Origin of the sequence: Pseudomonas sp. 22490, from assembly GCF_052044465.1 — a bacterium.
GTDB classification, from domain to species: Bacteria; Pseudomonadota; Gammaproteobacteria; order Pseudomonadales; family Pseudomonadaceae; genus Pseudomonas; species Pseudomonas aeruginosa.
Genome location: NZ_JBQENS010000008.1, coordinates 17,306 through 26,999, shown reverse-complemented (window position 1 = coordinate 26,999; position 9,694 = coordinate 17,306). Strand labels below are relative to the sequence as shown.

General features: G+C 67.9%; 9 protein-coding genes. 1 reads left to right on the top strand and 8 read right to left on the bottom strand.

All coding sequences use genetic code 11. From position 1 onward, the window contains the following. Positions 1-15 precede the first annotated feature (15 nt). From ACTJJX_RS11075 to ACTJJX_RS11050, 6 genes are all read right to left on the bottom strand, one after another. Entirely contained in the window at positions 16-843 is an 828-nt protein-coding gene (locus tag ACTJJX_RS11075) for an ABC transporter permease (protein WP_003113110.1), read from the bottom strand. Beyond that, on the bottom strand, positions 834-1,748 hold the full coding sequence (locus ACTJJX_RS11070) for an ABC transporter ATP-binding protein (protein WP_003453169.1): 915 nt from the start codon (positions 1,746-1,748) through the stop codon (positions 834-836). The genes ACTJJX_RS11075 and ACTJJX_RS11070 overlap by 10 nt, the downstream gene beginning before the upstream one ends. Further along, positions 1,745-3,031, bottom strand: coding sequence for a nitrous oxide reductase family maturation protein NosD (locus ACTJJX_RS11065; RefSeq protein ID WP_016852597.1), 1,287 nt, complete (start codon positions 3,029-3,031; stop codon positions 1,745-1,747). Before ACTJJX_RS11065 ends, ACTJJX_RS11070 begins: the two co-directional genes overlap by 4 nt. Further along, positions 3,028-4,938 (bottom strand): TAT-dependent nitrous-oxide reductase, encoded by a 1,911-nt coding sequence (gene nosZ / locus ACTJJX_RS11060; protein WP_003098686.1) that lies wholly within the window; start codon positions 4,936-4,938, stop codon positions 3,028-3,030. Before nosZ ends, ACTJJX_RS11065 begins: the two co-directional genes overlap by 4 nt. Positions 4,939-4,980: 42 nt before the next feature. Further along, positions 4,981-7,128, bottom strand: coding sequence for a transcriptional regulator NosR (nosR, locus tag ACTJJX_RS11055; RefSeq protein ID WP_016852598.1), 2,148 nt, complete (start codon positions 7,126-7,128; stop codon positions 4,981-4,983). A 227-nt stretch (positions 7,129-7,355) separates the two neighbouring features. Then, entirely contained in the window at positions 7,356-7,760 is a 405-nt protein-coding gene (locus ACTJJX_RS11050) for a VOC family protein (protein WP_016852599.1), read from the bottom strand. 60 nt (positions 7,761-7,820) lie between these two features. Here ACTJJX_RS11050 and ACTJJX_RS11045 point away from each other — a divergent pair, with 60 nt between their 5' ends. Then, positions 7,821-8,123, top strand: coding sequence for a putative quinol monooxygenase (locus ACTJJX_RS11045; protein WP_003098690.1), 303 nt, complete (start codon positions 7,821-7,823; stop codon positions 8,121-8,123). A 6-nt stretch (positions 8,124-8,129) separates the two neighbouring features. On the opposite strand, the gene tsaA is transcribed toward ACTJJX_RS11045, so the two are convergent. Both tsaA and rhlG read right to left on the bottom strand, forming a co-directional pair. Beyond that, positions 8,130-8,825, bottom strand: coding sequence for a tRNA (N6-threonylcarbamoyladenosine(37)-N6)-methyltransferase TrmO (gene tsaA / locus ACTJJX_RS11040; RefSeq protein ID WP_003113115.1), 696 nt, complete (start codon positions 8,823-8,825; stop codon positions 8,130-8,132). Positions 8,826-8,877: 52 nt separating this feature from the next. Next, entirely contained in the window at positions 8,878-9,648 is a 771-nt protein-coding gene (rhlG, locus tag ACTJJX_RS11035; protein WP_003117561.1) for a 3-oxoacyl-ACP reductase RhlG, read from the bottom strand. Positions 9,649-9,694: the final 46 nt, after the last annotated feature.

Below are 9,694 nucleotides of genomic sequence, written 5' to 3'. Positions count from 1 at the left end.
GCGGAACCTCGTGAGTCAGATGGGGCGGCGGCGGAACAGGCCGTGGGCCAGCGCCAGGGCAGCGCCGGCCCAGAGGGCCAGGGCCAGCCAGAGGGCGCTGGCGGACACCGGCAGGTCGCTGGCCAGGGGAACCACCCCGCCGGCGGCGGCTGCGTCGAAGCCGGACAGGTTGATCAGCCGGTAGAGGTCGGTCGGGTTGAGCAGCAACAGCCAGGGCAGCAGCCGCGGGCTCAGGTGACCCTGGCTGAGGACCAGGATCGCCAGCAGGGCCAGGTCGAACAGCAGGACGAAGAAGAACCACAGGCCGAGCGCCTGCCCGGCGGCGCTGGATTTCTCGCTGGCGCGGCTGCTCAGGGCGTAGGCCAGGGCGAGGAACACGCAGCCGAGCAGCAGCGAGGAACCCATGAAGCGGCCGAAGGCGCCCAGCAGGATGGCCGCCTCGACCTCCGGCACCAGCGCGAGGATCGCCAGCGCCGCGCTGCCGAAGCCGATCAGGGTGGCCAGGGCGAGGATCAGGCCGTGACCGAGGAACTTGCCGAGCAGCAACTGGCCGCGCCCCAGCGGGTAGGTCAGGAGCAGCAGCAGGGTGCCGCCTTCCTCCTCGCCGACGATGGCGTCGTAGGCCAGCAGCAGGGCGATCAGCGGCATCAGGAAGGTGGCCAGGCTGGTCAGGCTGGCGACCGTCGCCGGCACCGAGGTGAAGCCGACCTGGCCGGCCGCGGCGGCGCCGAACCAGGCGATGCCCACCGAGAGCAGGGCGAACAGCAGGCTGATCGCCAGCAGCCAGCGATTGCGCAGGCCGTCGGCCAGTTCCTTGCGGGCGATGGTCCAGACTACGGGCATGGCGTGGCTCCGGCGGGGGCGGGGGACATGTGGTGGCGATAGAGGTCCTCCAGCGACGGCGGCAGGATTTCCAGGTCGAACTCGCGCGCGGCCAGCAGCGCTTCCAGCACGCCGTCGCGCTCGGCATCGTCCAGCAGTACCTCGATGCGCTGGTCGTCCAGTCTCCGCGCCGCCAGGCCGGCCCGGTGCCAGCGTTCGAGCCACTGCGGGTTATGCGGGCTGGCCAGGCGCACGCGGGTCGGCAGAGCCGCCTTGCGGCGCAATTCGGCGAGGCTGCCGGCCACTTGCAGGCGGCCGCCGGCGAGAATCGCGGCGCGGTCGATGTGCGTCTCGACGCCGGGCAGCACATGGGAGCAAAGGACGATCCCGATGCCCTGGCCGCGCAGGCGGTCGAGCAATTGGTAGAGCTCGACGGTGGCCAGCGGGTCGAGGCCCACCGTCGGTTCGTCGAGCAGCAGCAGGCGCGGTTCGCCGAGCAGCGCCTGGGCCAGGCCGAGGCGCTGGCGCATGCCCTTCGAGTAGGTTTTCAGGCGCCGCCTGGCGGCATGGCCGAGGCCGACCTGTTCCAGTAGGCGCGCGGCTTCGGCCGGCGCCACGCCCTTGAGGCGGGCGAAGTGGCGCAGGGTTTCCGCGCCGCTGAGCTGCGGGTAGAAGGTCACGTTCTCCGGCAGGTAGCCGAGCTGGCGGCGCGCCTCCAGGCTCCTCGCATCGTGGCCGAGGACCCGCACGCGGCCTTCGCTGGGGGCCAGCAGGCCGAGGACCAGCTTGATGGTGGTGGTCTTGCCGGCGCCGTTGTGGCCGAGCAGGCCGAGCACCTCGCCGGGCTCCAGGCGCAGGTCGAGCCCGCTCAGGGCGGTGAGGGCGCCGTAGCGCAGGGTCGCGCCGTCGATCTCGACCAGGCTCATGGCCTCGGCTCCGCGGCGGGCATCCGCATCAGCGGATGGCTGTCGCGCACGCCGGGCGAGCGCACCACCGGGAAGGCGCGCTGGACCCAGCGCAGCAGCTCGATGCTCGGGCTGTTCAACAGCAGGCGTACCTGCGGGTACAGCCAGATCAGCCGGTCGACGTTGTCGTTGGGCTCGTAGGCGACGTCGCCGAGACCGTCGTCGTCGCGGTCCCAGCCCAGGTAGTCGCTCCAGTAGTTGCCGCGGCCGTCGGCGGACCACTCCTGCTCGCGGCTGGCGACGTACTTGACCTGCTGGCGGTTGCCTATGAAGGCGTTGCCGGCGATGCGATTGTCCTCCGAGCCGGCGGTGAGGTGGATGCCCAGGGCGCTGTCGGCGAAGCTGTTGCCTTCGATGCGGTTGAACAGCGAGTTGTAGATGAACAGCGCCTTGCCCTCGGCGCCGGAAATCATCGCGTCGCCGGTGCTGCCGCTGCGCACGCCCTCGACGCGGTTGCCGGCCAGGGTCGAGTAGGTGATGTAGTTCATCAGGATGCCGTAGTTCTCGTCGTCGATGGAGCGGTTGCCGGTCACGGTCAGCTTGCGGCTCTGCATCAGCGCGTAGCCGGTGCGGGTGCGCCGGGTCAGGTTGTCGGTCACCCGGCTGTTGTGGGTGAACATGTAGTGCACGCCGTAGCGCAGCTCCTCGAAGCGGTTGGCTTCGATGCTGCTGTCGTTGGAAGTGTCGATGTAGACCCCGTCGCGGGTGTGGCTGACCCGGTTGCCGCGGACCAGGGCGTCCTTCACCGCATAGAGGTGGATACCGTTGCCGCGATCCTGGGAGCGCACGCTTTCGTCGCCCTCGATGCGGTTGTCGAGCACCTGCGCGCCCGCCGTGGCGTCAAGCCAGACGCCGAAGCCCGCGCCGCGCAGGTCGTTGCCGCGGATCACGGCGCCGCTGGCGGCCTTGCCGACGAAGATCGCGGCGTCGAGTTCGGTCAGGTTGGGCCCCCAGTTGCGCAGCCGGCAGCCCTCGACGGTGATCCCGGGGCTGGTCAGGGTCAGCAGACTGCCGTGGCCGCCGCCGTCCAGTTCGGCGCCGGCCTCGCAGCGCAGGTGCAGCGGCCGGTCGATGACGAAGTTGCCGGCGTAGCGGCCCGCCGCCAGGCTCCAGCGGCCATCGCCGTCGGCCCGCAGCGGCAGGCCGTCGACCGGCTCCGCGCGGGCCGTGGCGAGGCCGAGCAGGAGCAGGGCGAGGAGCGGCCCCGCCCGGCGCCCGGCCAGCGACCGCGCTGCGTGGATCAAGCCTTTTCCACCAGCATCCGCCCGCACATTTCCATGTGCAGGGCGTGGCAGAACCAGCTGCAGTAGTACCAGTGCACCCCGGGCTTATCGGCGACGAAGGTGATCGACGAGGTCTGTTGCGGGCTGATCTCCATGCAGACGCCGTGGTTGACCATGACGAAGCCGTGGGTCACGTCCTCGATCTCGTCGAGGTTGGTGATGGTCACGGTGACTTCGTCGCCCTGCTTCACCTTGAACTCGGTGAGGCCGAAGGAGGGCGCCATCGAGACCATGTAGACGCGGACCTTGTTGCCCTCGCGGATGACCTTGTTGTCCTTCATCAGGTCGATGCCGTCCTTTTCCGCGCGCTTGACCGTCTCGGCGAAGAACGGGTCCTTGCGGTCCCAGATCTTGCGGGTCTTGATCTGGTCGCGGCGGGCGAGGATGCAATCGTGCGGTTCGGCGAAGGTCGGGCCGTCGTGGACCAGCTTCATTTCCTCGCCGGAAATGTCGATCAACTGGTCGTTCTCCGGGTGCAGAGGACCGGTGGGCAGGAAGCGGTCCTTGGAGAACTTGCTGAGCACCACGATCCACTTGCCGTCGGCTTCGCTGGTCTCGCACAGGGTGGCGTGGTTGTGCCCCGGCTGGTACTGCACGTCGAGCTTCTGGCGGATGTAGTCGACCTTCTCGCCCTTGTAGGCGCGCACCGCGTCGGCCAGGTTCCACTTCACCAACTGGCTGTCGATGAACAGCGTGGTATAGGCGTTGCCTCGGCCATCGAAAGTGGTGTGCAGCGGGCCGAGGCCCAGTTCCGGCTCGCCCACCACCACGTCGCGCGGGTCCGCCAGCTTGCCGGCGAACAGGTCGCCGAGGCGCTCGATGGCGATCATGGTGCAGGTCGGCGAGAGCTTGCCGTTGGCGATGAAGTACTTGCCGTCCGGCGAGGTGTTCAGCCCGTGGGGGTTCTTCGGTACCGGGATGTAGCGGGTCACCGGGCTGTCCTTGCCGTCCTTGCGCCGGCCGTCGACCACCGGCACCTTCGAGTCGCCGAGGGTGACGAAGCGCTTCGCCTTGATCTCGGCCTCGATGCGCGGGATGTCGAACACCACCACCCAGTCGCGCTCGTTGCGCATCATGCCGCCGAGGTCGACGGCCTTCTCCGAGTTGTAGCAGGTGGAGGCGGCGAACCTGCCGCTGTAGTCCATGTCGGTGTTGTCGAGGTTGCCGTCGACGATCACCTGCCAGGCCACTTCCATGGTCTCGGCGTCGATGGCGTTGTACAGGGTGAAGGCGTTGTCGCCGGAAAGGTCGAAGGTCGAGCCGTCGTTGGGATGGGGGATGATGAACTCGGCGTTGCAGAACACGTAGCGGGTATGCGGCACCTTTTGCAGGCGCAGGCCGTGGATCGCCTGGACGTTGGGAATGGTGACGATGCGGTCGCATTTCATGACGTCCAGGCGGATGCGCGCGACCCGGCTGTTGGCCTTGTCGTTGATGAACAGGTACTTGCCGTCGTACTTGCCGTCGGTCATCGAGATGTGCGGATGGTGGCAGTCGCCGTTGAGGAAGCGCGCGCTGTCGCCGAGGACCCGCTTGCTCTCGTTGGTCAGGCCCCAGCCGGTGGCCGAGTCGACGTTGAACACCGGTATGCGCATCAGCTCGCGCATCGACGGCACGCCGAGCACGCGTACTTCGCCGGAATGTCCGCCGCTCCAGAACCCGTAGTACTCATCCAGTTCGCCGGGGGCGACCTCGGCCTTGCTGCGCTCGCCCTTGCCCGCGGCCCGGGCCTCGCGGCCGACCACCGCGCTGCCCAGGGCGCTGGCGCCAACCAGGGCGGCGGCTCCGGTCAGCGCCGAGGCGCCGAGGAAGCCGCGGCGGTTCAGGCCGTGGGTTTCTTCGTGGGGGCTTTTCGTGTCGTCGCTCATCTCGTGTCGTCCTCAAGGGCAGTCAGGGGAAAGGGAGCCAGGTCAGAGGTTCTCCGCGGGTATCCGCGCGTTGTCCGCCGGCGCGCTCTTCGCGCGCTTCTTGCGCTTGTTCACCAGCGGCGGGCACTTGTCCTGGTCGTGGTAGGTCATCTGGCAGTCGAGGCAGTAGTGGCATTCGTTGGCCTCGATGCGGCCGTCGGGATGGATCGCCTGGATCTCGCATTCGCGGGCACAGAGCTGGCAGGGCCTGCCGCATTCCGCGCGGCGCTTGAGCCAGTCGAACAGGCGCGCCTTGGCCGGGATCGCCAGGGCCGCGCCCAGCGGGCAGAGGTAGCGGCAATAGACCTTGCGGGTGAACAGGTTGACCACCAGCAGCGCGACGGCGTAGGCGACGAACCACCACTGGCGGTCGAAGCCGAGGGTGATGGTGGTCTTGAACGGCTCCACCTCCGCGGCCTGCTCGGCCAGCGCCAGGGATTCCAGGGAGAGACCGAAGAGCACCAGCAGGATGATGTACTTGATCGCCCAGAGCCGCTCGTGCACGGCGAACGGCACCTGGAACTGCGGCACGCGGAGCTTGCGCGCGAGTTCGTTGAGCAGTTCCTGTAGCGCACCGAACGGGCACAGCCAGCCGCAGAACACGCCGCGGCCCCAGAGCAGCAGGCTGGCTGCGGTGAAGGTCCAGAGGATGAACAGCAGCGGGTCGCTGAGGAACAGCTCCCAGCGGAAGCCTTCGAACAGCGCGTGGACGAAGGTCAGCACGTTGACCACCGATAGCTGGCCGAGGCTGTACCAGCCCAGGTAGACCAGGGTGAACGCCAGGTAGCCGGTGCGCAGTCGCTGCATCAGGCGCGGCCGTCGCACCAGGCGGTCCTGGAGGAAGAGGATCGCCAGGAGCAGGACGAGGGCGGTACAGAGCACCCCGACCTGGAAACTCTTCTGGTACCAGACCCGCAGCCACAGCGGCCGGGCAGCCTCTTCCAGGGCGGCCAGTTCCTCGGCCGTTGGCTGCGGCCGCTCCAGGTATTCCTCGGGCGTCTGGCAGGCCAGCTCGAAGCTGGTGAATACCCCCGCCACCGGGCCGGTCTGGCGCCGCACGAGCAACTCCAGGGTCCAGGGCGAGCCCGGATCGAAACGCTGGCTGGCGCGGGCGACGAAGATCGCCATCTCGCGGAACTCCGGCATGCCTTCGGCGTAGACGTCCGACAGGCGCTGGTAGTCGAGGTCGCGGAAGCTGATGATGTCGCCGAACTGGCGCAGTTGGACCCGATCGAAGATGCCACCGCGCACGTAGCCGGAACCCTTGAAGGAATACTCGCCGTCGCCGAGCACGACGAAGGCGTATTCGCCTGGCTTCAGCGACGCCATCAGTTCGCGGTACTGGTTGTCGCCGAGCAGGCTGCGGCCCACCGCGGGAGGGTTGAGCAGGGCGCTGTAGAGATCGATGAACGGCTCGTCGCGGTGCGCCGCGTCGGCTTCGCCGATGCCTTCGGCCTCGCTGCCCTTGAAGGCGTCGTCGATCTGCCCGCGACTCAACTGCAGGCGGCGGATCGCACCGTTGCCGAGCAATTCGCTCCAGCTCGCCGTCGCTGCCGGTTGCTGGCGCACCTGCGCCGGCTTGGGCCGCACATTGCCGCGGTCCTCGATCAGGCCGAGGGAAACCGCCACCGTATGTGCGGCGCGCATGACGATCTCGTTGACCACCATCACCGTCACCGTGGCGCCGCTCACCGCGTCGACGGTAACCGCCTGCGGGTCGCTGGAGCGGCCGACCACCACCCGCTGGTCGGCGCGCACGCCGTCGTACCTGGCGCTGAAGGCGTGCAGCTTCTCTTCCGGGATGCCGATCAGCAGGATCGGTTCGTGGTGTTCGAGGACGTAGGCGTCGCGGATAACCGCCTGCGGATCGAGGATCACCTGCAGGTTGATCGGCTTGCCGGAGTAAGCCGGGATGTCGGTGACGCTGAGGGTCTGGAAGGCGTAGCCGAGGGTTTCCTCGCCCTTGCTCAGGCGGCGTACGCCGTAGTCGCCTTCGGGGTCGCCGATCCGCTCGACCGCGGGGAATACCTGGGCGATGCGCAGGCGCTCCAAATCGCTGAGTTCGGCACCCTGGGCGGCGAGGCCGACCAGCAGGAGCATCCAGGCGAAGACACACCGCCACGATCCGGCGGAAAAACGAAGGGCGCGCATAGGTTCCATCTACTACTGGCTACCGGCGAAAAAAGGGACGCCGCGCTGCGGTGGGGTCTGCGCCTGGCGGTGGAATCGCTTCCGTTGCCGGATGCTAGGAGGAGCGGGGGCGGAACGCGCTTGATGAAAGTCAAGAAGTGGAGATGAGGAACAAGCGAGGTTGCTGGCACTCAGTGTACCGAGTCGCCCCTCTCCCTTCAGGGAGAGGGGAGAGGGCTGCCCGAGGCTCAGGCCAGGCGTTGCCCGGATACCGCTGGATGGTACAGCGGCTGCACCTTGTTGCCCGCCGGGTCGAGCAGGTGGAAGCTGCGCGCGCCGTCGCCGTGGTCGAAGGGTTGGTCGAGCAGGGTCACGCCCAGCGCCTTCAGGTAACGGTACCAGGCCTCCAGTTCCTCCACGCTGTCGACGACGAAGCCGTAGTGATCCATGGTCTGCAGGCCGTTGCTGGCAGCGTGGGCGCGGCCGAGGGAAAGGTTGTCGTTGCCGCAGGTGAGATACACCAGGTCTTCGTTGGCGCGGTTCAGCACTTCCATGCCCAGCACGTCGACATAGAAGCGCTCGCATTCTTCCAGGTTGGGCACCAGCAGGGCGAGGTGACGCAGGCCGTTGAGGCGGGCAGGGCGGTCGGACATGGGCTTGCTTCCTTTTTTGTATACAATAATTTTGTAAATCTAAAACAAAAGGAAGTTTCCGTGTACTGCATCTTTATCAAGACCCGCCTCAGGCCCGGCTGCGCCGAGGCTTTCATCGATGCCATCCAGGTCAACGCCGCCGCTTCCGTGTCCACCGAGCCCGGCTGCCTGGTGTTCGACGTTTCCCGCGACCGACAGGACCCTGACCTGGTCTATCTCTACGAGGTCTATCGCGATGACGCGGCCTACGAGGCGCACACCCGCACCGCGCATTTCCGCGACAGCCGGCCGTTGGTCGAGCCGCTGATCCTCGAACAGGAAGTCTTCGAAAGCGACGCGCTGGCGCTCAATCCGCTGCGCTGAGAAGGCTCAGTCGCCGCCGGCGACGTCCAGCACGCGGATCAGGTCCGGGCGCGGGTAGTGCCAATGCACGTCGAGGTCCCACAGGCGCACCCCGTAGCGGCGCCCGGGCTCCGGCTTCTGGTAGGCCGGACGTGGGTCCTGGGCCAGGCATTGCTCGATCAGCTCGGCTACCGGCTGCCGCAACCGCTGGCCGTGCTCATGGGCCTGGCGCCGCGCCTGCTCGCTCCACTCCACGGCGATGCCCGGCGGCGGCGCGTCGGCGATGCCGTTGCGGGCGTCGGCCACGGCGTCGGCGTAGGGTACGTAGGGCTTGATATCGAGTACCGGGGTGCCGTCGAGCAGGTCGATTCCGGACAGCCACAGGCGCCCCGCTTCGAAGCCCTCCAGGCGCACCACCGACTGGCCGATGCCGTTCGGCCGATGGGTGGCGCGGGTGGCGAAGACTCCCAGCGAGCGGTTGCCGCCCAGGCGCGGCGGGCGCACCTTCAGTCGCGGCTTGTCTTCCAGGGCCTGGTGGAAGAGGAACAGCAGCCAGACATGGCTGACCTGCTCCAGGCCTTCCAGCGCTTCCACCTGGTCGAACGGCGGCAGCAGTTCCAGGGTCCCCCGCGCCGCCGGCGCGAGCAGCGGCTGGCGCGGGATGGCGAACTTCTCCATGAAGCAGGAGCGGATGTAGCCGATGGGAGAAACGCTGTGGGTCATGGCGGGACGAGGCGAGCGGTCGGGGGCGTCATGTTACCCGGATTGGCGGCGCTCAGAGATGAAAACCGCCGTCGATGGGGATCACGTTGCCGGTCATGTAGGCGCCGGCGGTGCCGGCCAGGCTGATCGCCAGCGCCGCCATCTCCTCCGGGCGACCCCAGCGGCCCATGGGAATCGACGCGCTGTCCGCCTCCAGTGCCTGCGGGTCATTGGCGATGTGACGGGTCATGCGGCTCGGAAAGCGTCCGGGAGCGATCACATTGACATTGATGTGCTCGCCGACCAGTTCCTTCGCCAGCATCCGCGACAGTTGATGCAGCGCGGCCTTGCTCGGCCCGTAGGCATAGGCTTGTTCGCCCATGGCGCTGATGCCCGCCACCGAGCCGATGTTGATCACCCGCGCCGGGTTCTCCGCGCTGGCCGAGCGGCGCAGCAGCGGCAGCAGTTGCTGGATGCAGGAAAACACCGAGGTGACATTGAGCTGCATGACCTTTTCCCAGCCGGACACCGGATAGCTTTCCAGCGCTGCGCCCCAACTGGTGCCGGCGTTGTTCACCAGGATATCCAGCCGCGCGCTGAGTCCGCCGAGCGCCTCCGCCAGGCGCCGGGCACCGGCTTCGCTGGAAAGGTCGGCGGGGATCGCCTGGCAGTCGCCGTAGGCCGAGAGGCGTGTGGCGGTGTCGGCGCAGGCCTCTGCGTCACGTGCGCAGATGAAGACGCGGGCGCCGGCTTCGAGAAGACCCTGGGCGATCATCTGGCCGATGCCGCGGCTGCCGCCGGTGACCAGGGCGACGCGACCGGCGAGACTGAAATAGGGATGCATGGGAATGACTCCGGGCTGGGCAGGGGAGACCAGCCTACGATTCGCC